The 23,776-nt window shown below is 31.8% G+C and carries 18 protein-coding genes and 1 tRNA gene; 6 read left to right on the top strand and 13 right to left on the bottom strand.

Going from position 1 to position 23,776, the window contains the following annotated elements:
- Positions 1 to 168 precede the first annotated feature (168 nt).
- The 12 genes from MC378_RS14510 to MC378_RS14455 form a co-directional block, all read right to left on the bottom strand.
- Positions 169 to 243 (bottom strand) — tRNA-Val (locus MC378_RS14510).
- A 58-nt stretch (positions 244 to 301) separates the two neighbouring features.
- The gene (locus tag MC378_RS14505) at positions 302 to 1,510 is read right to left on the bottom strand and encodes a bifunctional folylpolyglutamate synthase/dihydrofolate synthase (protein ID WP_242179495.1); all 1,209 of its coding nucleotides are present in this window, start codon (positions 1,508 to 1,510) and stop codon (positions 302 to 304) included.
- 163 nt (positions 1,511 to 1,673) lie between these two features.
- On the bottom strand, positions 1,674 to 2,885 hold the full coding sequence (wecC, locus tag MC378_RS14500) for a UDP-N-acetyl-D-mannosamine dehydrogenase (protein WP_274704133.1): 1,212 nt from the start codon (positions 2,883 to 2,885) through the stop codon (positions 1,674 to 1,676).
- Between the two features lie 4 nt (positions 2,886 to 2,889).
- Positions 2,890 to 4,011 carry a non-hydrolyzing UDP-N-acetylglucosamine 2-epimerase gene (gene wecB, locus MC378_RS14495; protein ID WP_242179494.1) on the bottom strand — a complete coding sequence of 374 codons (1,122 nt, stop codon included), beginning with the start codon at positions 4,009 to 4,011 and terminating at the stop codon, positions 2,890 to 2,892.
- A 118-nt stretch (positions 4,012 to 4,129) separates the two neighbouring features.
- A complete protein-coding gene (locus MC378_RS14490) occupies positions 4,130 to 5,455 on the bottom strand; it encodes a UDP-glucose dehydrogenase family protein (protein WP_242179493.1) in 1,326 nt (441 codons plus the stop codon).
- A 138-nt stretch (positions 5,456 to 5,593) separates the two neighbouring features.
- Positions 5,594 to 6,025 carry an adenylyltransferase/cytidyltransferase family protein gene (locus MC378_RS14485; RefSeq protein ID WP_242179492.1) on the bottom strand — a complete coding sequence of 144 codons (432 nt, stop codon included), beginning with the start codon at positions 6,023 to 6,025 and terminating at the stop codon, positions 5,594 to 5,596.
- Positions 6,026 to 6,403: 378 nt separating this feature from the next.
- The gene (locus MC378_RS14480; RefSeq protein WP_242179491.1) at positions 6,404 to 7,228 is read right to left on the bottom strand and encodes an energy transducer TonB; all 825 of its coding nucleotides are present in this window, start codon (positions 7,226 to 7,228) and stop codon (positions 6,404 to 6,406) included.
- Positions 7,229 to 7,261: 33 nt separating this feature from the next.
- Positions 7,262 to 7,657, bottom strand: coding sequence for an ExbD/TolR family protein (locus tag MC378_RS14475; RefSeq protein ID WP_242179490.1), 396 nt, complete (start codon positions 7,655 to 7,657; stop codon positions 7,262 to 7,264).
- A gap of 1 nt (position 7,658) precedes the next feature.
- Positions 7,659 to 8,348, bottom strand: a complete 690-nt coding sequence (locus MC378_RS14470; protein WP_242179489.1) for a MotA/TolQ/ExbB proton channel family protein — start codon at positions 8,346 to 8,348, stop codon at positions 7,659 to 7,661.
- Positions 8,349 to 8,489: 141 nt separating this feature from the next.
- Entirely contained in the window at positions 8,490 to 9,887 is a 1,398-nt protein-coding gene (gene nhaD, locus MC378_RS14465) for a sodium:proton antiporter NhaD (RefSeq protein WP_242179488.1), read from the bottom strand.
- 12 nt (positions 9,888 to 9,899) lie between these two features.
- Positions 9,900 to 11,132: a Glu/Leu/Phe/Val dehydrogenase dimerization domain-containing protein gene (locus tag MC378_RS14460; RefSeq protein ID WP_242179487.1), complete on the bottom strand. Its 1,233-nt coding sequence runs from the start codon at positions 11,130 to 11,132 to the stop codon at positions 9,900 to 9,902.
- Positions 11,133 to 11,302: 170 nt separating this feature from the next.
- Positions 11,303 to 12,370, bottom strand: a complete 1,068-nt coding sequence (locus MC378_RS14455; protein ID WP_242179486.1) for an anhydro-N-acetylmuramic acid kinase — start codon at positions 12,368 to 12,370, stop codon at positions 11,303 to 11,305.
- Positions 12,371 to 12,460: 90 nt separating this feature from the next.
- Here MC378_RS14455 and MC378_RS14450 point away from each other — a divergent pair, with 90 nt between their 5' ends.
- Positions 12,461 to 13,603: an acyl-CoA dehydrogenase gene (locus tag MC378_RS14450; protein ID WP_242179485.1), complete on the top strand. Its 1,143-nt coding sequence runs from the start codon at positions 12,461 to 12,463 to the stop codon at positions 13,601 to 13,603.
- A gap of 90 nt (positions 13,604 to 13,693) precedes the next feature.
- Here the strand turns inward: MC378_RS14450 and MC378_RS14445 are convergent, their stop codons facing one another.
- The gene (locus tag MC378_RS14445) at positions 13,694 to 14,476 is read right to left on the bottom strand and encodes a tRNA pseudouridine synthase A (RefSeq protein ID WP_242179484.1); all 783 of its coding nucleotides are present in this window, start codon (positions 14,474 to 14,476) and stop codon (positions 13,694 to 13,696) included.
- A gap of 268 nt (positions 14,477 to 14,744) precedes the next feature.
- On the opposite strand from MC378_RS14445, the gene MC378_RS14440 reads away from it, so the two are divergent.
- The 5 genes from MC378_RS14440 to MC378_RS14420 all read left to right on the top strand — a co-directional run bounded on the left by MC378_RS14440 (position 14,745) and on the right by MC378_RS14420 (position 23,649).
- Entirely contained in the window at positions 14,745 to 15,743 is a 999-nt protein-coding gene (locus MC378_RS14440; protein WP_242179483.1) for an outer membrane beta-barrel protein, read from the top strand.
- 24 nt (positions 15,744 to 15,767) lie between these two features.
- Positions 15,768 to 17,060: an ammonium transporter gene (locus tag MC378_RS14435; RefSeq protein ID WP_242179482.1), complete on the top strand. Its 1,293-nt coding sequence runs from the start codon at positions 15,768 to 15,770 to the stop codon at positions 17,058 to 17,060.
- A gap of 85 nt (positions 17,061 to 17,145) precedes the next feature.
- Complete coding sequence (locus tag MC378_RS14430) at positions 17,146 to 17,490, top strand: P-II family nitrogen regulator (protein ID WP_242179481.1); 345 nt, start codon at positions 17,146 to 17,148, stop codon at positions 17,488 to 17,490.
- 197 nt (positions 17,491 to 17,687) lie between these two features.
- Positions 17,688 to 22,181 carry a glutamate synthase large subunit gene (gltB, locus tag MC378_RS14425; protein WP_242179480.1) on the top strand — a complete coding sequence of 1,498 codons (4,494 nt, stop codon included), beginning with the start codon at positions 17,688 to 17,690 and terminating at the stop codon, positions 22,179 to 22,181.
- A 1-nt stretch (position 22,182) separates the two neighbouring features.
- Positions 22,183 to 23,649, top strand: a complete 1,467-nt coding sequence (locus tag MC378_RS14420; protein ID WP_242179479.1) for a glutamate synthase subunit beta — start codon at positions 22,183 to 22,185, stop codon at positions 23,647 to 23,649.
- Positions 23,650 to 23,776: the final 127 nt, after the last annotated feature.

The following is a 23,776-nucleotide window of genomic DNA, read 5'->3' as shown; positions in this document are numbered from 1 at the left end:
AATGTAGATTTTTTCTTATTCAGACTTAGTACAATTTTTGCGTAATCCTTAAATCCCACAACTTTTGGACTTGATCCCTTGATCCCTGATATCCTTCCTTCAAATAAATTTCAAATTTTTGTAAAAGAAAAAATCCTGATGAAAAATTCATCAGGATTTTAATTGTTGTGGGCAATGAGGGATTCGAACCCCCGACCCTCTCGGTGTAAACGAGATGCTCTGAACCAACTGAGCTAATTGCCCTTAGCGGGTGCAAATATAACATACATTTTAAGATATCCAAAAGAAAAATTAAAAAAATTTAAATTATTTCTGCAACTACAAATGTACTTCCTCCCACATAAACAATATCTTCCTCATTTGCAGCAATTAAGGCTTTTGAATATGCTTCTTGAACTGAAGTATATTTTTTTCCAATTAAATTAAACTTTAACGCTTCTTCTTGTAAAACATCTGCCGACAAACCTCTTGGAATATCTGGTTTACAAAAATAATACCTTGCTTCTTTAGGAAAAAGTGGCAATACATCTTCTAAATTTTTATCAGAAACAAAACCCAAAACAATGTGCCTATTTTTAAATTTCTCTTTTCTAAGTTGATGTAAGACAATCTGTAAACCTTCTTTGTTATGAGCAGTATCGCAAACAGCTTTTGGTTTTTCTTGTAAAATCTGCCACCTCCCTTTTAAATTGGTGTTTTTTACAACATTTAACAAACCTTCGGAAATATTTTTATTTGATACATGAAAACCTTTTAACTGCCGTATAGCTTGAACCGCTGTTTTTGTATTGTGTTTTTGATAATTGCCTAGCAAATCTGTTTTGTAACTTTGAGTATCTTCTGAAGCAAAAAATATTTTTGATGCATGCTCTTTTGCTTTAGCAATAAATACACCCTGAACCTCTACTTGTTTTTCACCTATAACCACAGGAGTATTTTTTTTAATAATTCCAGCTTTTTCATAGGCAATTTCTGGTAAGCTTTCTCCTAAAAACTGAGTATGATCTAAACCAATATTTGTAATCACAGAAACCTCAGGACTAATTAGATTTGTAGAATCTAACCTTCCCCCTAAACCAACTTCAATAATAGCAATATCTACTTTTTCATTGGCAAAGTAATTGAAAGCCATACCCACCGTCATTTCAAAAAAGGACAATTTTTGTTTTTCTAAAAAATCTTTATGTTCTTTTATAAATGAGGCTACTTTTATTTTAGGAATTTCATTACCATTAATTCGAATTCTTTCTGTAAAACTCTTTAAATGAGGAGAGGTGTACAAACCTACCTTATACCCAGCTTCTTGCAAGATTGAAGAAAGCATATGACTTGTAGATCCTTTTCCGTTTGTTCCCCCAACATGAATTGATTTGAACTTTTTTTCTGGAAAATTTAACGCCTTTGAAAAGGCTAAAATATTTGTCAAATCTTTTTTAAACGCCATTTTGCCCTCTCTTTGATACATAGGCAATTGTGCAAACATCCAATCTAAAGTTTGTTGATAATTCATCTAACTAAAATAAGTTAATTTATTTATTTTTGATTTGAAAAGACTCAAATCTGTTCTTTAAAATTAAAAAGCATTCTATTATTTTTTAGAAACCAAAGAATGCTTTTCCTTCTACTTGGTTAAAAAAATGAAAGTATTCTTAATTCTTTTTAAATAAAAATCTTTATCTACAAACACCACAAAAATCTAAAACAACTTTCTCTTTAGGTAATTTTAATTCTTTAAACTCGTTATGAGCTACTAAATACACAACAATATCCGATTTATCTATAGCTACTTTATAATCTGTTAATTTAAACACATTATGTTCTTCTATATTTGGCTCTACAATAAAATAGTCGCCATTATTGTCGTTTTGTAAAACTTTATTCACAATATATTTTGCTGGAGATTCACGTAAATCATCAATATTTGGTTTGAATGCCAATCCCATTAAGGCTATTTTTGGTTTTCTTCCATATTCTAATTCAAACTTTAATTTTTCTGTTTGAATTTTCTCTGCACACCAAAAAGATTTGTAATTATTTACTTCTCTTGCGGTTCCAATAATTTTAGAATCCATTGGATAATCAGAAACAATAAAATAAGGATCTACTGCTATACAATGACCTCCAACCCCACAACCTGGTTGTAAAATATTAACTCTTGGATGTTTATTCGCTAAAGTAATCAGTTCCCAAACATTGATATCTGCTTTATCACAAATTAAAGAAAGCTCATTGGCAAAAGCAATTTGAACATCTCTTGATGAATTTTCCGTTAATTTACACATTTCTGCTGTTCTCGCATTGGTTGCGTGCAGCGCTCCTTTTACGAATTGTTTGTAAAAATTAATTGCTTTTTGTGTTGATTTTTCATCTACACCTCCAATAACTCTGTCATTATGAACCAATTCGTACATAACGTTTCCAGGCAATACTCTTTCTGGACAATAAGCTATATTTAATTTATCTTTTAATTCTGGTCTTTCCCCATAAATTAAATTCATCATTTTCTCTGTAGTCCCAATAGGGGAAGTAGATTCAATAATATACAAATCATTTTCTTTTAAGAAAGGAATGATATTTCTTGTTGCAGCTTCTACATAAGAAATATCTGGTTCATGATTGCCTTTAAAAGGAGTTGGAACTACAATTAAATAAGTATCAGCAATAACAGGCTCTATATCCGCTTTTAAAAAACCTTTTTGTACTGCTTCTTCAACTGCAACATCTAAACTAGGCTCTATAATATGAACCTTACCTTGATTAATTGTATCTACTACTTTTTGATTTACATCAACCCCATGCACTTGAATGCCATTTTGCGCAATTAATGCAGAGGTAGGCAATCCAATATACCCTAAACCTAAGGTAACAACTTCTACTTTACTCATGATATTATAAGTTTGAAATAAATTCAATAATTTTTTGACATGCTTTACCATCTCCATAGGGGTTATGTAAAGAACTCATTGAATTATATTTATTTGAATTGTCTAATAATTCTTGTGTTTCTTTAATTATTTTATTTGTATTTGTTCCCACTAAAATAACTGTACCCGCTTCAACCGCCTCTGGCCTCTCTGTAGTATCTCTCATCACTAAAACTGGCTTTCCCAAACTTGGCGCTTCTTCTTGAACACCCCCACTGTCTGTAATAATTAAATACGAATGATTCATTAACCAAACAAAAGAGGGGTATGAAAGTGGTTTTATCAAATGAATATTACTTATACTTCCTAAAAGTTCGTTTACTGGTTTTAAAACATTTGGATTTAAATGCACAGGGTATACAATCTCTACATCTGGATTTTGAACTGCTATTTCTTTTAGAGCTGCACAAATATTGACAAAACCTTGTCCGTGATTTTCTCTTCGATGCCCTGTAACTAATATGATTCTTTTCTCAAAATCTATCTTAGAGCTAAGCTCAACTACATCCTCATTTTCTAAACCTTCAACCCTATTAGCACTTTCTAACAAAGCGTCTATCACGGTATTTCCTGTAACTAATATGTGGTCTTTTGAAATATTCTCTTTTAATAGATTTTCTTGTGATTTTAGGGTTGGAGCAAAATGGTACGTTGCCACTCTACCCGCCACTTGTCTGTTCATTTCTTCTGGAAAAGGTGATAACATGTTATTCGTTCTTAAACCCGCTTCTACATGACAAACCTTTGCACCAGCATAAAAACCGGCAATACTTGCTGCCATTGTTGTAGTTGTATCTCCGTGTACATAAACATAATCTGGTTGAAAAGATTCCAAAATAGGTTTTAAACCAGAGATAACTTCACCTGTTAAATGATACAAATTTTGATTGGGCTTCATCAAACTCAAATCAAAATCGGGTATAATATTAAAAAAGGTCAACACTTGATCTAGCATTTCTCGATGCTGCCCTGTAACACAAACCTTAGTTTCAAATCGTTCATCCGCTAAAAACTGATTGACCAAAGGTGCCATTTTAATAGCTTCGGGTCTTGTTCCAAAAACAATAAGGTTTTTCTTTTTATCCATACACTACAGTGTTTTATCTTCTTAACAAAAGAAGTCAATAACAATCTTATTTAGAATAATATCTACAACAACTCTATATCTAATACCATTAGGTGAAATAAATTTATTTAAAAAGAGACTAAACTTTTCCTATTTGAAAATACTCAAAGCCTTTTTCTTCTAAATGAAAAGCATTGTATTGATTTCTTCCATCAAAAATAACAGGAAAATTCAACAAAGATTTGATTTCTTCAAAATCTGGAGAACGAAATTCCTTCCACTCCGTTAAAAGAATTAAAGCATTAGCGTTTTTTAAAACTTCGTATTTAGAATTAAAATATTGAATACTCTCAATTCCTTTTAAATAAAACTCTTTGGCTTCTTTCATTGCTTTTGGATCATAAGCTTTTATTTTAGCCCCTCTTTTTATCAATTCTTTCATAATATAAATTGATGGAGCCTCCCGCATATCATCCGTTCCTGGTTTAAAAGCTAACCCCCATAATCCAAAAGTCATCCCAGATAAATCTTCTCCAAATCGTTTTACAATTTTATGAGCAATCACTAATTTTTGAGCATTATTAACCTTTTCTACAGACTCAATTAAATTGGCTTTATACCCATTTTCTTTTGCTATTTTCTTTAACGCTTTTACATCTTTTGGAAAACAAGACCCTCCATATCCAGCACCGGGATAAATAAAACTATAACCAATTCTTTGGTCTGATCCAATACCTATCCTAACCATATTAGCATCGGCACCAACTCTTTCGCAAATATTAGCAATCTCATTCATAAAAGAAATCTTTGTAGCCAACATTGCATTTGCTGCATATTTAGTCATTTCTGCAGAACGAATATCCATGGTTATAAAACGATCATGTGTTCTAAAAAAAGGTGAATACAATTGCTTCATTAACTCAAAAGCATAGTCTGAATCTGCTCCTATAACAACCCTATCAGGCTTCATAAAATCAGCTATAGCTGCTCCTTCTTTTAAAAATTCAGGATTAGAAACCACATCAAAATCTATATCAACTCCTCTAGCATCTAATTCCTTTTGTATAGTAAGCTTTACTTTATCAGCCGTTCCAACTGGCACTGTAGACTTATCTACAATCACCAATCTTTTTTCCATGTTCTTTCCTATAGATTTAGCAACCGCTAAAACATATTGCAAATCTGCCGACCCATCATCGCCCATAGGGGTTCCTACTGCTATAAAAACAATCTCAGCATCATTAATAGCTAGGGCTAAGTTTGTTGTAAAGAACAAGTTGTTGTTTTTTACATTATTAAAAACCATTTGCTCTAAACCGGGTTCAAAAATAGGGAGGATCCCTTTTTCTAATTTTTGAATCTTAGTTTGATCTACATCTACACAGGTTACTTTGTTTCCCATTTCCGAAAAACAAGTTCCTGACACCAAGCCTACATAACCAGATCCTATGACTGCTATATTCATATAAGTCTATTCTTATTTCTTAAAAACCACTACTACAAAAATAATTTTTTCCTTTTCTAAAGTACTGATACATTCATTAATTCAACTGAAACAACCATACACTCTTCTATATTATCAAGAGCATAGGTAGTATTTATCTTATTGTTCTTTCTTTGCCAACAACCAAGAAGAAGACTGAATTTTATCTCCTAAACCATCTATCAACTGTATTCCTAATTCTCTACAAATAGGTGCTTCTGGAATAGAATTATTATTTTGATCTCCTCCGTTTGCAAAAGCTAATTCGTACAGGTCTCCGTAAGTTTTAAAAAGACTCTTAATGGATTCGCAAACAGTTCTATCTCGGTCTACAGAAATAATTGCTTTGTCTACAGATTTAATATTCTGAACAATAAACAATCTTTCCTCCTCTTTCTGAAATTCTTTAGAACCTTTTAACGCTCTCTGGAAATCACTGTTTACGATAACAAACAACTCATCTGCCAAAGCTTTTGCATTGATAAAATACTCTAAATGCCCCTTGTGAATTGGATTGAAATACCCCGAAACAATAATTGCTTTTTTCTTCATTTAATTTAACTTAACTTTTTTTTTACAAAAAACAAATTCCTAAAACATTAATTTTCCGGCTTAAATGTACAATATTAACTTGTAAACCTTTAAAATACTCCTGCCTTTTAAAACTGTGAATTTCATCAATTTTATTCAGATTACTGCAAAGAACATAAAATCAATTTAAACAAAAAAGTACATGCCTCTTCTTTTTTGTTTGCTTTTCCAACATCAATAGATTTGGATTTTTTCTTTATAAATTTAACCCCTCTGAAAATGATAAAATATTCGTGAAATTATTTTTAAACGACATTTTACATTCTCTTAGGTACATTGATAATTACACAAACACCCAATAAAAAGTTTGTTGGTAATTTATTCCGCAAAAATACATGATTATTTAGACAAAGAAAACTTATAAATAATAGTCCCAATTTGTTTAGAAGGCGCTTTATTATCTGCATTCCAAGTTGTTTTTAAGGCAGCTTCTTTAGCAGGTTTTAGCAAGCAAGGAGCTGTATTTGTAGACCCCTTTACACCAGCAACGGCATCAATTACCTCTCCATTTTTATCTACAGTAATTCTAACAACCACAATTCCTTCTTCTTGGCAATCTGGTTGCTTTTTAGGTTTTAACAAAGCTTTTCTTCCATTAAGGTTATAATTCCCACCAGAACCATTCCCTGTATTTCCATAATATTTATCAGAATCAGGATCCCCTTTCTCTTTCCCTTTTACACCTTCTATCTTGTCATCTCCCTCACCTTTCTCTTTTCCATCTGAAGCATTTCCCTTTAATAAATTATTTAATGCATCTTGGTTTTCTTTAGAAGGTTTTGGCTTTGGCTTAGGTTTTGGTTTTACTTTTTTTACAACTTCTTTAAGCGGCTTTTTTTTCTCTTTCTTTTTTTCAACAACAGGAACATCTTTTGAAGTATCATCTGTTATAATCTCTTCTTTAATAATTTCTTTTGGAGTTTCCTTTACCTCTTCTACCTGCTTTTCTTTTTCAATAATTTTAGGAGTAGAAATCTTTTTTGTTTTTTGAACAGGCGCTCCACTACCAATATTAGAATTCCCTAAATTTATAGCCAAACCATATTCTTCTGGAGGATCTAGGTACTTCATTCCGAAATTAAAAATCCAAAAAATGAAAAGCATCAAAATTACCGAAGTAATAACAGCAGATTTACGTTTATGTTTGGTGTTTAATATTTTCATAATTTACTTCCTAAGCTTTTAAGAAGCGCTATTTTACTTTCCGCCTTTTACAGCTAAAATCATTTTTATTTTATTTTTGTTTGCGATATCAATTACTTTCATCACATTTTTATAAGGTACATCTTTATCTCCTCTAATTACGATTGTTTTCTTTTTATCTGCTCCAATGCTTTTTAAAATTTCGCTTTCTAATTTTGAAGAACTTACTTTTCTTTTATCAATATAAAAAACGGACTTACTGGTTATAGTAACAGCTACAGATTTGCTGTTTTCTGTTTTTCCTCCAGCTTTAGGCAGCAAAACATCAATGGCACTTACTGTTACTAATGTTGATGTAAGCATAAAAAATATCAACAGTAAAAACACAATATCTGTCATTGAAGACATATTGAATGTTGGATCTACTTTATTTCTTCCGCGTAAATTCATACTAAGCCGGCTCGTTTAATAAGTCTAAAAACTCTACCGATTTTGCCTCCATTTGATATACAACCTTATCTGTTCTTACTACTAAATGATTATAGGTAACATAAGCAATAATCCCCACTATTAGACCAGCAACTGTTGTTGTCATTGCCGTATACAATCCGTCTGAAAGCATTTTAATATCAATTTGCCCACCAGCATTTGCTATTTCATGTATTGCAACAATCATTCCAATTACAGTTCCTAAAAAACCAATCATTGGAGCCACACCTGCAATAGTTGCCAGAACACTTACATTTTTTTCTAGCTGATACACCTCTAATTTACCTGCGGTTTCAATAGCGGTATTAATATCATCTAAGGGCTTACCTATTCTAGAAATTCCTTTACCTATTAAACGCGCCGTAGGTGTATTCTTACTATTACATAAAGCATTTGCAGACTCTAACTTACCATTAGAAACATAATCTTTAATCTGGTTCATAAAGTTCTTATCTTCTTTTGAGGCAGCTTTTATAGCAAAAAACCGTTCGAAATAGATGTATAATGCAACTGTAAGCAATACAAAAAGTAAAGCAATTATGATTTGCCCTCCTAAACCACCATCCATAATTAACTTATAAATAGAAAGTGTTTTCTCTTTAGGTACTACCTCTTCTAAAACTTCTTTATTTTCTTGAAAAAATGAAATCATTAAACCTTATTTTTAGTTCTTTATTAGTAACGAGTTTTCTTTTTTTAAATTGTTTTGTTTTATAAAAAGACTATTGATACCACAAAAAAATGTCATTTCAAATTACATTGAAATGACATTTTTTTATTCATTTTTTAGTTTTTAAAACAATGTTCTTGTGATCATAAATGTTGCAGAACCAACTACAAAACCTATTAAAGCTAACCAAGATATCTTTTTGAAATACCAGAAAAAATCTATTTTTTCCATCCCCATTGCTACCACTCCTGCAGCAGAACCTATGATTAACATAGAACCACCAGTACCTGCAGAAAAAGCAATAAAATGCCATAACTCATTATCTATAGGTTCAGAAAACATTCCTAAACTTGCTGCCACTAAAGGCACATTATCTATTACCGCAGAACCTACACCTAATAACATTACTACCAAATCAGAAACACCTGTTCTACCAGCTACATGAATTTCTGTTCCCATCATTGGTACAGACTCTTGTAAGGTAGAAGCAAAGTTAAATAATATCCCTAAAGATTCTAGAGCAGCAACTGCCATTAAAATCCCTAAGAAAAATAAAATACTTGGCATTTCAATTTTTGACAAAGAAGCGTGTACAGGACTATGATGTGCATTCGCTTCAGATTCATTATCGTAATCTGTTAAAGAGAATTTTGTACGACTGTATATTTCTGCAAAAGTAGCTACAACTGCTAAAGACAACATCATACCAACATAAGGAGGTAAATGTGTAATTGTTTTAAATATTGGCACAAAAACAATAGCTCCTAAACCTAAATACAACATTTTGGCACTGTGTGGACTCTGAGGTTTTTCTAGTTCTTCTTCAGAATCTATTTCACCTTTAAAAGCCGGTAAAAACGAAGCAATTAAAGTTGGTACCGCCATACACAATAATGAAGGTATTAATAGGTATTCAATTAATTTTAAAGTAGTTACTTTTTTACCAATCCAAAGCATGGTAGTAGTAACATCCCCAATTGGAGACCATGCACCACCAGCATTAGCCGCAATAATAATTAGACCCGCAAACCAAATTCTTTCTTCTCTCTTTTTTACTATTTTTTGAAGTATCGATATTAAAACAATTGTTGCTGTTAAATTATCAATAATTGCAGATAATAAAAACGCAAGTATCGAAAAAATCCATAAAATTTTAGATTTTTTCTTTGTTACAACATAGGATTTGATTGTTGAAAAACCATCAAAATAATCAATGATCTCTACAATAGTCATTGCACCTAAAAGAAAAACCAATATTTCTGCTGTTTTTCCTAAATGATGCAATAAGGTTTCTTCAACCAAATGTATTTTATCATCATGAACCAACGACCCAAAACCCTCGACCAAAGCATGCTTGCTCGAATCAAACCAAGTTGTAAAACTGTCAACACCTAAAGCTACAATAGCCCAACAAACTGCCATCATAATTAAGGCAGGAATTAGTTTGTCGAGTTTTAAGTTATGCTCTAATGTAATGGCTAAATACCCCATTACAAATACGATAATAATAATTGATTCCATATATAAATTAGTTTAAATTAGTTGTTTTAATGCAATTTCAAATGCAGTTGAACATATTTTTGTTTTAGAAGCACTTCTTCTAAATGTTTTTTGCAAAGCTTTCTTTATAATAGTAGATGTATCATTAAATATTGCTTTGTCTTGCATTGGCAGATCTATTTTAGATTCCATTAAGTAGGCAAATACTCTGGCAATTCCACAATTTGAAATAAAATCGGGTAATAAACTTAAATGATTATCTGTATATTCCATGATAGGTCCAAAGAAAATTTCTTTATCTGCAAACGGAACATTTGCTCCAGGAGAAATTACCTCTAAACCACTATCGATCATTTTTTGAACTTGATCTTGAGAAACCAGTCTTGAAGCAGCTGCAGGAACAAAAATTTCTGCTGGTAAACTCCAAATTTTACTATTAATTTCGTCAAAGGAAATCATTTTATCAGCAACCAATTTATTTCCATCTTTAGATAAAAATAGGTTCGTCATTTCCTCCATAGAAAATCCTTCTTCCTGTATCAATCCACCATCTCTATCAATAATACCCACTACTTTAGCACCTAATTGCGTTAAATAATAAGCGGCCGCAGAGCCCACATTTCCAAACCCTTGCACAATGGCTCTTTTACCAACGATGTTTCCACCATAGATATCATAATAATGTTTTACTGCTTCTGCAACACCATAACCCGTTAACATGTCTGCTACGGTATATTTTCTAGATAGATCCGGAGAAAATTGTTTATCTTCTATAACTTTAATAACACCTAGCCTTAACTGACCGATTCTATTAATTTTATCTGCTTCTGTTGGTTTAAAATGACCATTAAATATCCCTTCTTGAGGATGCCAAACTCCACAACTTTCCGTAATTGGAATTACATCTTTATCTGCATCAACATTTAAATCTCCACCAGTTCCATAATAATGTTTTAACAAAGGTGTTACTGCCTTATACCAACGCTCTAAAACCCCTCTTTTTCTTGGGTCATTTGGATCAAAATTTATTCCCGATTTGGCACCTCCAATAGCTGGCCCAGAAACGGTAAATTTAACTTCCATCGTCTTTGCAAGTGATAAAACTTCATTCATGTTTAATCCTTTACGCATTCTTGTACCACCTCCTGCAGCACCTCCTCTTAAAGAATTTATGACAGTCCAACCTTCTGCATCTGTTTCTTGGTCTTTCCAATGAAAAACGATTTCTGGTTGTTTATTTTCGTATATTTTTAGTAATTCTTTCATTTTTAGCTTTATAATGTTCAACTTTGTTTTTAAGTATTCTTCTTCGCAATTCGCCGTTTTATTCGTCTATAAAAAAGTTAAAGTTGATTCATTATATAAAATGCTTTTAATTAGTTTCTTTTGTTACTAACAAATTTACTCCAAAAAAATGAAGAGCCAAATGATTTGCTTTAAATTTCTTTAGGGTAAAAAACCTCTCCAGACGAATGATCTTTACTTGCCCCTGTTACACTTTTTAAACAATTAATCTGATTATCAACACGTAACAATCCTAAAAAAGCAAAAATTAAAGCTTCTTTAAAATCAATTAATTTTTTAGAAGGAATGATAAGTTTAACATTTTTTTTATTTTTTACTTGAGCAATCAGATATTCATTAAAAGCTCCACCACCTGTTACCAAAACTTTGGCATTTTCTGGAAACACATCTGCAATAGCCCAAGCAATATGATCTGTAAAGGTTCTTAACACATCTTCGGGCTTTCTTTTTACCAACTCAATTCTTGGAAAAACTTCTTCCTGAACCCATTCTAATCCTAAAGATTTTGGCGGCTTCTCTTTATAATATAATAAGGAACGTAATTCCGTATCTAAATTCAATAAATAGTTTCCAGAAGCAGCAATCTTACCCCTATCATCATAATTGAAACCTAATTGCTGTGCATACTTATTTAATACAATATTAACAGGACAAATATCGTATGCAATTCTTTCTTCTCCTTTTTGATAAGAAACATTGGCAAACCCTCCAAGATTTAAACAATAATCATATTGAGAAAACAACAATTTATCTCCAATCGGAACCAAAGGAGCCCCCTGACCACCAAGTTTAACATCTTGAGTTCTAAAGTCACAAACTACTTTTTGTTTTGTTAAGTTTGCTATGATTTGACCATTACCTACTTGAAGTGTAATTCCATTTTCTGGCTGATGTAAAACAGTATGTCCATGTGAAGCTATAAAATCAATGTTATCAATTTTAAATTCAGCAATAAAATCATTTATTTTTTCTCCTAATAAAACACCGTAATCTACATCTAAATCTTGTAATTTATCTTCTGAAAATGAAATTGCAGTTTGCAACTTATCTTTCCACAGATCTGAATAAGCAATAGTTTTTGCTTCTAAAATTTTAAAATTTGAAACATTATTTTCATCAAATTTTACATACACAAAATCAATTCCATCTAAAGATGTACCCGACATCACTCCTATTGAAAACACTTCATTTTTAATCATGCCCGTAAAAATAATAAAACTCTATTCAAAATATGTTACGAAATCGATATCTTTGCAATCAAAAAATAAGAATACACCAAAAATATACAAATGGATTTTAGTTTAACAGATGAGCACTTAATGATTAGAGATGCTGCAAGAGATTTTGCGCAAACCGAATTATTACCTGGCGTTATAGAAAGAGACAACAAGCAAGAGTTTCCTAATGAATTGGTAAGAAAAATGGGAGATTTAGGGTTTTTAGGTATTATGGTTGACCCAAAATATGGAGGAAGCGGAATGGATGCTATTTCTTACGTGTTAATTATGGAAGAACTTTCTAAAATTGATGCCTCTGCCTCTGTTATGGTTTCTGTAAACAATTCTTTAGTTTGCTATGGTTTAGAAGCTTATGGTTCTGAAGAACAAAAGCAAAAATATTTAACAAAATTAGCTACAGGAGAAAACCTTGGTGCATTTTGCTTAAGTGAACCAGAAGCAGGCTCTGACGCAACATCACAAGCAACAACTGCAGAAGACAAAGGAGATCACTACATTATCAACGGTACAAAAAACTGGATTACTAACGGAGGACGTGCTGATGTATACTTAGTTATTGCTCAAACCGATAGAGAAAAAGGGCACAGAGGTATTAATGCTTTTATTGTAGAAAAAGGAACCGAAGGTTTCCACATAGGGCCTAAAGAAGATAAATTAGGAATTCGTGGTTCAGACACCCATACTTTGCAATTTAACGATGTAAAAGTACCTAAAGAAAATAGAATTGGCGAAGATGGATTTGGCTTTAAATTTGCCATGAAAACACTTTCTGGAGGTAGAATTGGTATTGCTTCTCAAGCTTTAGGAATCGCTTCTGGTGCTTACGAATTAGCTTTAAAATACTCTAAAGAACGCAAAGCTTTTGGAACAGAAATCTGTAATCATCAAGCAATTGCCTTTAAATTAGCTGACATGCACACCGAAATTGAAGCCGCAAGAATGCTAGTAATGAAAGCTGCATGGGACAAAGATCAAGGTAATAATTACGATATGTCTGGTGCCATGGCTAAATTATACGCATCTAAAGTTGCCATGGAACAAACTGTAGAAGCTGTACAAATTCACGGTGGAAACGGTTTTGTAAAAGATTACCATGTAGAACGTTTAATGCGTGATGCGAAAATTACACAGATTTACGAAGGAACATCTGAGATTCAAAAAATTGTAATTTCTAGAGGAATTATCAAAGGATAAATAACAACTTACATACAAAATATAAAAATCCATCTTTTCAATAGGTGGATTTTTATTTTATAACCCTTTCAGGGCAGACTTACTTTCCAACTACAGCTCTAATTCAATATCATACAACTGCAAACCAGAAGATGGTGCATTATTTCTCAAAAATTTACGATCATTATCTTCTTTTAAAGAATCTTGAATAAATCGCAAATCTAAATTTCCTTTTCCTACTTCAAACAAAGTTGCCATCATTAAACGTATTTGATACCTTAAAAACCCCTTTCCTCTTACCTTAAGTATATATGATTTTTCAGGGAAAAAGTTAGCTATCAGTATCTCATTCTCTACAATTTCACAAGAATCAATCACTCTTTTGAAAATAGTATGCTCGGAAGGTTTTGTACAATATTTATGAAAATAATGCTCTCCTTCAAAAAGTTTTGCCGCTTTTTTCATTAAATCAACATCTAAATTTCTGCCAACATTTACCATAAAAGGAGCAGCAAAAGGATGATTTTTTTCGCCAAAAGAAAAGTAATAATGATATTCTTTAATCTTAGGAGAGTTTATAAGATTAAAACCTCCATCAACTCCTTGTATAGAAATCGCTTTAAAATCGGAAGGAAAATTAGAATTTAACAACTCCATAAAAGACACCTCATCAACAACAATATCAGTAAACAACTGAAGGTAGTAAGAGTTCGCCGAAACTTTTGCATCGGTTCTTCCTACACCAATTGTTTTATACCGAACATCTTCAAAGACAAATGATAAGGTTTTATCAACCATATCATGTAACGTTTTTGCATTTGTTTGTTTTTGCCATCCAGAGAATCGAAATCCTAAAAACTGAATCTTAATTAGATAAGAAAATGAGTATTTCATAGTGTCAAAAATACAATAAAATCAACTTTTTTTTCAAAAAGTGCATTTTTATGAATATCCCAAAATTACGTATCATTTATTTTTAAACATAATATTTACCCCCTTATAATAATTAAAAAATACATTAATCTTAATTTACCCCCTATTTTTTTAAGGGTACATATCTTAAAAACATACTTTTCAAACACTAACCCTTATTTTAATTTATTTTTAATATATACATTTGACCTGTTAAACAAAATAAAAACAACTAAAAAAAAACATTATCATGAAAAAAATTATTTTTACTTTTTTACTAGCAAGTAGCTTAGTAATCACTGGTCAAGAAAAAGAAGACAAAGAAGATAAAGGAACCTTTACATTAAGTGGTAGTGTAGATGTATATCACAGTAGCAATCTAAAAAGCAATTCATTAGGTACTGTTGGTATATTATCTGATGTCCCTGCAAATGGATTTGGCTTAGGGATGATTAATACCATTTTTGCTTACGAAAAAGGAAAGGCAGGAGTAGTTGCAGACTTAGCCTACGGACCAAGAGCAAATGCTGCAAATGCATATCAAGGTGCTATCAATCAATTATATGCTTACTACAAAGCTTCCGATAAAGTAACATTAACTTTAGGACAGTTTAATACTTTTTATGGTTACGAAGTAATTTCTCCTTCGGGAAACTTTAACTATTCTGTTTCTTATTTATTTGGAGCTGGGCCTTTTTCTCATACAGGTCTAAAAATAGATTATGCAGCATCAGAAGATTTATCATTTATGCTAGCAGTTACAAATCCACATGCAATAATTACGGGTTCAAATCCAACTAATAACTATCAATTAGGTTTTCAAACAGGTTATAAAGGGCAGTATTTTAATTTAGCATATGGCGCAGATGGATTTGGTTTTACAGATGTTTTGTACTTAGACTACACAGGTGGTTTTGATGCTACAGAATCTTTTTACATAGGAATCAATGCTGCATATTCTAAATCTAGTGATGCTGATGCAGGTTACCAAGGTGCTGCTTTGTACTTACAAAATAAGTTTTCCGAAAAATTCTCATTAGGTTTTAGACCAGAATTTTTCTCTTATACATCTGGTGCAGGAGATACAAATGTTTCTGCATTTACTCTTTCGGGAAACTTTTCTTTAACAGAAAGTTTAAAAATAATACCTGAAGTAAGATATGACACTTCTAAAGATATGATTATCCCAGGTTTCCCTGCAGATGACAGCATGACTGGTGCAACTATTGCTGCTGTTTACACTTTCTAAAAACACTAACTAAAACTAAAAAATATGAGTTTATTTTTAACATTAACACAAGATGCAACCGCAACTGTAGACGTTGCTACTGAAGTTGCAAAAATTAAAGGAGACATGGGAATGCTTTGGATGCTAATTGCTGGTATCTTAGTATTTCTTATGCAAGCTGGATTCACTTTAGTAGAATCTGGAATGACAAGATCTAAAAATGCAGTGAATATTGCGATGAAAAACCTTTTAGACATTTGTGTAGGTTCTATTACTTATTGGTTTGTAGGATATTCATTAATGTACGGAGACACAAGTAATGGATGGTTTTTCTGGGGAGGTTTAATGCAAGGTGAAGGAGCTGATTTATTTTTCCAAACAATGTTTGCAGCAACAGCAGCAACAATTGTATCAGGAGCTATTGCTGGTAGAACAAAATACAGTACTTATATAATTTTCTCTCTTGTAATGACAGCAGTAATTTATCCAATATCAGGAGGATGGCAATGGCAAGGAGAAGGCTGGTTAACTAAATTAGGGTTTATTGACTTTGCCGGTTCCTCTATTGTTCATTCTGTTGGTGGTTGGGCTGCATTAGTAGCTGCATTCTTAGTAGGTCCTAGAATTGGAAAATATGTAGACGGTAAAGTTTTACCTATTCCTGGACATAACCAAGTACTAGCAACTTTAGGGGTATTTATCCTTTGGTTTGGTTGGTTTGGTTTTAATGGGGGGTCTCAATTAGCTTGGGGTGGTGACGATGCTATTGCTGCTTCAAACGTAGTATTAATTACAAACTTAGCTGCAGCAGCAGGAGGATTAGGTGCTTTAATTACAACTTGGATTTGGTACGGAAAACCAAACTTAGCACAAACTTTAAACGGAGCATTAGCTGGATTAGTAAGTATTACAGCAGGTTGCGGAAATATGACTACAGGGGGAGCTATATTAGCGGGACTCATTGGTGGAGTTATAGTAGTTTTTTCTATAGAATTTATTGAAAAGAAATTAAAAATCGATGATGCTATCGGTGCCGCCTCTGTTCATGGTGTTGCTGGTGCATGGGGTACTTTAGTTATTGGACTATGGGGTGTAGACGGAGATAAAGCAATTGGATTGTTTAATGGTGGAGGAGCTTCTCAATTAGGAACACAAGCAATTGGAGTTTTAGCTTATGCTGTTTGGGCAATAGCTTTATCTTTTATTGTGTTAGGTATATTAAAAGCTACAATAGGATTAAGAGTTACAAAAGAAGTAGAAATAGAAGGCTTAGATATTTCTGAACATGGTTCTATTGCTTACCCTGGTAAAAGACAAAGAGAATTTGATGATAACTAAAGTTATAATAAATTTTAATTCAAAAAAATCACACAACTTTTATGTTGTGTGATTTTTTGTAAAAATAAATAAACATTAAAAAAATATGAAAAAAATTGAGGCCATAATTAGAGCATCAAAATTTAACGAATTAAGGAAAGCATTACACGAAGTAGATGTAAACTATTTTTCTTATTGGGATGTAACTACTTTAGGTAATAAAAACGAAAATAAATCTCACTCATCAGAAGATTACAACGACAATAATAATCAAAAAAAACACCTTTCTATAGTTGTAAATGATGCTTTTGAAGAGGTTACAATTAAAACAATCTTAAGTATCGCATCTACAAAAAATGAAGGCGATGGTAAAATTTTTGTTTCAGAAATCAACCAAGCCTATTTAATTAGTTCTGGTAAAAAAGGTGAAGAAACACTTAATTATATATAATACAAACACCATTCCTTCTTATTTTATACAAAAAATTCTACTTTTTAAGAATATAACAATTCTAAAGACTTAAATTATTAATATTACATTTTAAATACCTTTTTTTTATTTTCACTACAAAAATAATATTAAAAACCACAAATCGTTAAATTATTTTTAACAAAATACTTAGTTTAGCGAATATTATTCAGTAGAAAATGAAAAAACAAGGACTTTATTTACCAGAATTTGAACACGATAATTGTGGAGCAGGATTTATATGTAGTTTAACAGGAAAACGTTCTAATGATATTATTCATAAAGCATTAGAAATACTTGTAAAACTAGAACATAGAGGTGCTGTAAGTTCCGATGGAAGAACAGGAGATGGGGCTGGTATTTTAATTGATATTCCACATAAATTTTTTAAAATATTTTGTGAGTTTACATTACCCAAAGCTGGTGAATATGCAGTTAGCAACGTTTTTCTTCCTCAAAAAGAAAACCAAAGAACATATTGTATAGCTATTTTTGAAGAAGAAATAAAAAAACAAGGTTTACAAATTTTAGGTTGGAGAGATGTTCCTGTAAATAGCAAAGTATTAGGTAAGATTGCAAAAAATACTGAACCTTTTGTTAAGCAAGTTTTTATAGGAAAAACAAAAAAAAAGCAATCAGATTTTAATTTTAATTTAAAACTTTTTGCAGCTCGTAAAATTGCAGAACACACCATTTACAACTCTAAATTATCTGAAGCTAAATTCTTTTATATTCCCAGTTTATCCACAAAAATCATCATTTATAAAGGGCTTTTAATGCCTGAACATATCAATCAATATTACCTAGATTTATACAATGCTGCTTTAGACACAAGATTAGCTTTGGTACATCAACGTTTTTCAACAAATACTTTTCCTACTTGGGACTTAGCACAACCTTTCAGATATATTTGCCATAATGGAGAAATCAATACTGTTAGAGGAAATGTTTCTAGAATGTTTTCGCGAGAAGAAATCATGCAAAGTGATTGGTTTGGAGATGATATTAAAAAAATTATTCCAACTGTATTAAAAGGAAAATCAGATTCTGCAACCCTAGATATGGTTGTTGAATTGCTATTAATGACAGGGCGTTCTCTACCAGAAGCAATGATGATGTTAGTTCCAGAAGCTTGGGAAAAAAACCCAAATATGTCGGATGCTAAAAAAGCTTTTTATGAATTCAATTCTTGCTTAATGGAACCTTGGGATGGACCAGCTTCAATACCTTTTACAGATGGTAATTTTATTGGTGCTGTTTTAGATAGAAATGGCTTAAGACCATCAAGATACACTGTTACAAAAAAAGGAAATGTTATTATGTCTTCGGAAACGGGTGTTGTAGATATTAAACCAGAAAATGTTGAATTTCACGGTCGTTTAGAACCTGGAAAAATGTTTTTGGTAGACATGACAGAAGGTCGAATTGTAAATGATGAAGAAATAAAAGAACAAATTGCAGCTAAGCATCCATATAGAAAATGGCTAAATCAAAACTTAGTGCATTTAAAAGATTTATCCGCAAAAAAAGGTCATATTAAATATAATGAAATTGAACTAAAAAAGAGAGAAATTGTTTTTGGATATACACAAGAAGACTTAAACACTATTATCAAACCAATGGCACAAGGTGGTAAAGAACCTATTGGCTCTATGGGAAGTGATACTCCTATTGCAATTCTTTCTGAAAGACCTCAATTAATTTATAATTATTTTAAACAACTTTTTGCACAGGTTACCAATCCACCTTTAGATGGAATTAGAGAAGAATTAATTACAGATATTAGTTTAACTCTTGGTAGCGATGTAAATATTTTTGATATAAATGCTGAACATTGTAAGAAATTAAAAATTCAAAACCCAGTAATATCTAAACACGATTTAGATAAAATTAGAGATTACGATTCCAATCCGGATTTTAAAATTGAATCAATTTCTATGTTATATGAAGTCAATAGAGGTTTAAACGAACTTGAGGTTGCTTTAGAAAACTTAGTTACAAAAGCATCAAAAGCTATTGATAATGGGGCAAATATTATCATTCTATCAGATAGATATGTTGATGAAAATCATGCTCCAATTCCTGCGCTTTTAGCATGTTCATATTTAAATCACGCATTACACAAATTAAAAAAACGCTCTAGAATTAGCTTGATTATTGAATCTGCAGAACCTAGAGAAGTACATCATTTTGCTTTATTATTTGGTTTTGGAGCAAGTGCCGTAAACCCATATATAGTAAATGAAATTGTAGAAAAGCAAGTTTTAACTGGAGAAATTACAGAACTAGAATACTTGACGGCAATTAAAAATTACAATAAAGCTGTTGGAAAAGGAATTTTAAAAGTAATGAATAAAATAGGTATCTCTACATTAAACTCCTATAGAGGTTCACAGCTTTTTGAATGTATTGGGATAAATACCGTTACAGTAGAAAAGTATTTTCCAAATACACCAACAAGAATTCAAGGTATTGGTTTAAGAGAAATTGAGCAAGAAATTGTGAAACGTCACAAAAAAGCATTTACAAAAAATATAGAACCTAATATTGAAATTGGAGGAGATTACAGGTGGAGACGTGGACAAGAAAAACACATGTTCAACCCGTTAACTGTTGCCAAATTACAAGAATCTGTTCGCACAAATAAAGCTTCAACTTTTAAAGAATATTCTGAACTAGTTAATAATCAATCTAAAAGTTTAATGACGATTAGAGGATTATTTGAATTTGATCAGTTTGACCCAATTCCTTTAGATGAGGTAGAACCTTGGACAGAAATTGTAAAACGTTTTAAAACTGGTGCCATGTCTTATGGTTCTATCAGTAAAGAAGCACATGAAAATCTAGCTGTGGCAATGAATAGAATTGGAGGTAAATCTAATTCTGGTGAAGGAGGAGAAGACCAAGAAAGATTTTATAAAAGTTCTAAAGGCGATTGGAAAAACTCTGCAATAAAACAAGTTGCTTCTGGTAGGTTTGGTGTTACTTCTAATTATTTAACTAGCGCAAGTGAAATACAAATAAAAATTGCTCAAGGTGCTAAACCTGGTGAAGGTGGACAATTACCCGGACCAAAAGTAAATAGAGAAATCGCTAAAACAAGAAACTCTACACCTTATGTCGGTTTAATATCTCCACCACCACATCATGATATATATTCTATTGAAGATTTATCACAATTAATTTACGATGTAAAATCGGCAAATAGAACAGCAAGAATTAATGTAAAACTAGTATCAGAAATTGGTGTAGGTACAGTAGCAGCAGGGGTAGCAAAAGCAAAAGCTGATGTTATTTTAATAGCTGGATTTGATGGAGGAACAGGAGCAACACCATTAACCTCACAAAAACATGCAGGATTACCTTGGGAACTAGGAATTGCTGAAGCACAACAAACTTTAGTAATGAACGATCTAAGAAACAGAATCGTTTTGGAATGCGACGGACAGTTAAAAACAGGAAGAGATGTAGCAATTGCTTGTCTTTTAGGTGCTGAAGAATTTGGTTTTGCAACAGCTCCTTTAGTTGCTTCTGGTTGTATCATGATGCGTGTTTGTCATTTAAATACTTGTCCTGTAGGAATTGCAACTCAAAACCCAGAATTGCGAAAGAAATTCAAAGGAAAGCCAGAGCACGTAGTTAACTACATGTATTTTGTAGCACAAGAATTGCGCGAAATAATGGCCAAACTAGGGTTTAGAACTATTAATGAAATGGTTGGACAATCTCAAAAATTAAATAGAAACAAAGCAATAGAACATTACAAAGCATCTGGTATAGATTTAACTCCTATCTTACATAAAGTAAAAGTTGATGACAATGTAAAATTATACAATACTTATTGTCAAGATCATAATTTAAATGTGCATTTAGACTTTAAAATAATTAAAAAAGCGCATCAAGCTTTATTTAGAAGACAAAAAACTCATTTAGAACTACCAATAACAAATATCGATAGAGCTGTTGGAGCAATACTAAGTAACGAAATTTCAAAAATTTACGGAGCTGAAGGTTTACCTGAAGATACTATAAATATAGATTTTAGTGGTTCTGCAGGACAAAGTTTTGGTGCATTTACAACAAAAGGAATAACCATGACTGTCCATGGAAACACAAACGATTATCTTGGTAAAGGACTCTCCGGAGGTAAACTAATTATAAAAGTACCAGAAAAATGTACTATAATTCCTGAGGATAACATTATTACAGGTAACGTAACTCTATATGGTGCAACTTCTGGAGAAGTGTACATCAATGGAAAAGCAGGAGAGCGTTTTTGTGTTAGAAACTCTGGTGCAAAAGCTGTTGTTGAAGGTATCGGTGATCATGGATGTGAATATATGACAGGAGGCATTTCTGTGATTTTAGGAAAAATAGGAAGAAACTTTGGAGCGGGAATGAGTGGTGGTATTGCATATATTTTAGACGAAGACGGAACATTCCAACAAAACTGTAATGCAGATGATTTAAATATCGATCTTATTACATGTGAAGAAGACAAACAGCAACTAAAACAATTAATTGAAAATCATATAAAAGCTACAGATAGTCCTTTAGCAAAAAGAATACTTAAAAATTGGAAAAATTATGTACCTAAATTTAAAAAAGTTTTACCAGAAGAATATAGAGTAGCATTAGAAAGATTAAAAAAAGAAGAATTACAAACAGCTTAACATGGGAAAAATAACAGGATTTTTAGAATTTAAGCGACAAGTAGAGGATTATAAATCTACTAAAGAACGTATTAAAAATTACAAAGAATTTACCATTCCTCTTAATGAAGAAAAATTAAAAGACCAAGGTGCTCGTTGTATGGATTGTGGAATTCCATTTTGCCATAGTGGTTGTCCTTTAGGGAATTTAATACCAGATTTTAATGATAAAGTCTACAAAGCAAAATGGAAAGAAGCTGCTGAAATCTTACTTTCAACAAATAATTTTCCAGAATTTACTGGTAGGCTTTGTCCTGCTCCTTGTGAAGAAGCATGTGTTTTAGGTATCAATGAAGATCCTGTAACCATTGAAAATATCGAAAAGAATATTATTGAAACTGCTTTTAAAGAAGGTTGGATAATTGCAAATCCACCAAAATTAAGAACTGATAAAAAAGTTGCTGTCATTGGTTCTGGACCATCAGGATTAGCAGCTGCACAACAATTAAACAGAGCGGGACATTTTGTAACGGTTTTTGAACGTGATGAAAAAATTGGTGGTTTATTAAGATACGGAATACCTGATTTTAAATTAGAAAAAAATATAATTGATAGGCGTATAAAAGTTCTAGAAGAAGAAGGAATTGTTTTCAAAATGAATGCACATGTAGGTAAAAATATAGATGCTTTAAAAATTAAAAAAGAATTTGATGCTATTGTACTATGTGGAGGAGCAACACAAAAAAGAAAGATACCTATTCCTGGTGCTGATTTAAAAGGAGTAACACAAGCTATGGATTTTTTAAAATTAAATAACCAGCAAGTAGATGGTCTAATTGATTTTAAAGATATCATTTCTGCAAAAAATAAGAATGTAATTGTAATTGGTGGTGGTGATACTGGTTCAGACTGTATAGGAACGTCTAATCGACATGGTGCTAAATCAATTTCGAATTTTGAAATTTTAACAAAACCTACTAAAGGAAGGCCTGCCAATCAACCTTGGCCTTATTGGCCTATGAAATTAAAAACCACTTCTTCGCATCAAGAAGGTGTCGAACGCTTTTTTAGCATTTCAACAAAAGAATTTATTGGAGATGAAAACGGAAATTTAACAGGGTTAAAAACTGTAAATGTAGAATGGATTTTTAAAGATGGAGAAAGACCTCAATTAAAAGAAATTCCTAATACAGAAAAAACTTGGTCAACGGATTTAGTTTTATTAGCATTAGGATTTACAGGATCAGAGAATACCTTGTCAAAAGAGTTTGGATTAGAGATGGATTTCAGGAATAATATTAAAGCTAGTACAAAAAATTACGCAACAAATATTCCAGGTATTTTCTCTGCAGGAGATATGAGACGCGGACAATCATTAATCGTATGGGCAATTTCAGAAGGAAGACAAGCAGCTTATCATGTTGATTCGTATTTAATGGGAACTTCCAACCTTCCTTTAAAAGACAACAATGACCTTCCTAAAATCTAAATAATCACTTTCTATTTATTAAAAAAGCCTGTAAATCTTATTTACAGGCTTTCACAATTAGAACAAAAATCAATTTGAATAAATTTTGTATAAAAAAAAATCCTCATATCGTAAGATATGAGGATTA

Origin of the sequence: Polaribacter marinus, assembly GCF_022662535.1 — a bacterium.
Taxonomy (GTDB): domain Bacteria; phylum Bacteroidota; class Bacteroidia; order Flavobacteriales; family Flavobacteriaceae; genus Polaribacter; species Polaribacter marinus.
This window is presented reverse-complemented; position numbering and strand designations above follow the sequence as displayed.

Bases quoted from the DNA above. Each gene is read 5' to 3' on its own strand.
- MC378_RS14420 (WP_242179479.1), top strand. From the start codon at position 22,183: ATGGGAAAAATAACAGGATTTTTAGAATTTAAGCGACAAGTAGAGGAT.
- MC378_RS14440 (WP_242179483.1), top strand. From the start codon at position 14,745: ATGAAAAAAATTATTTTTACTTTTTTACTAGCAAGTAGCTTAGTAATC.
- MC378_RS14455 (WP_242179486.1), bottom strand. From the start codon at position 12,370: ATGATTAAAAATGAAGTGTTTTCAATAGGAGTGATGTCGGGTACATCT.
- MC378_RS14430 (WP_242179481.1), top strand. From the start codon at position 17,146: ATGAAAAAAATTGAGGCCATAATTAGAGCATCAAAATTTAACGAATTA.
- MC378_RS14445 (WP_242179484.1), bottom strand. From the start codon at position 14,476: ATGAAATACTCATTTTCTTATCTAATTAAGATTCAGTTTTTAGGATTT.
- nhaD (WP_242179488.1), bottom strand. From the start codon at position 9,887: ATGGAATCAATTATTATTATCGTATTTGTAATGGGGTATTTAGCCATT.
- MC378_RS14480 (WP_242179491.1), bottom strand. From the start codon at position 7,228: ATGAAAATATTAAACACCAAACATAAACGTAAATCTGCTGTTATTACT.
- MC378_RS14475 (WP_242179490.1), bottom strand. From the start codon at position 7,657: ATGAATTTACGCGGAAGAAATAAAGTAGATCCAACATTCAATATGTCT.
- gltB (WP_242179480.1), top strand. From the start codon at position 17,688: ATGAAAAAACAAGGACTTTATTTACCAGAATTTGAACACGATAATTGT.
- MC378_RS14505 (WP_242179495.1), bottom strand. From the start codon at position 1,510: ATGAATTATCAACAAACTTTAGATTGGATGTTTGCACAATTGCCTATG.
- MC378_RS14470 (WP_242179489.1), bottom strand. From the start codon at position 8,348: ATGATTTCATTTTTTCAAGAAAATAAAGAAGTTTTAGAAGAGGTAGTA.
- MC378_RS14435 (WP_242179482.1), top strand. From the start codon at position 15,768: ATGAGTTTATTTTTAACATTAACACAAGATGCAACCGCAACTGTAGAC.
- MC378_RS14490 (WP_242179493.1), bottom strand. From the start codon at position 5,455: ATGAATATAGCAGTCATAGGATCTGGTTATGTAGGCTTGGTGTCAGGA.
- wecB (WP_242179494.1), bottom strand. From the start codon at position 4,011: ATGGATAAAAAGAAAAACCTTATTGTTTTTGGAACAAGACCCGAAGCT.
- MC378_RS14485 (WP_242179492.1), bottom strand. From the start codon at position 6,025: ATGAAGAAAAAAGCAATTATTGTTTCGGGGTATTTCAATCCAATTCAC.
- MC378_RS14460 (WP_242179487.1), bottom strand. From the start codon at position 11,132: ATGAAAGAATTACTAAAAATATACGAAAATAAACAACCAGAAATCGTT.
- MC378_RS14450 (WP_242179485.1), top strand. From the start codon at position 12,461: ATGGATTTTAGTTTAACAGATGAGCACTTAATGATTAGAGATGCTGCA.
- wecC (WP_274704133.1), bottom strand. From the start codon at position 2,885: ATGAGTAAAGTAGAAGTTGTTACCTTAGGTTTAGGGTATATTGGATTG.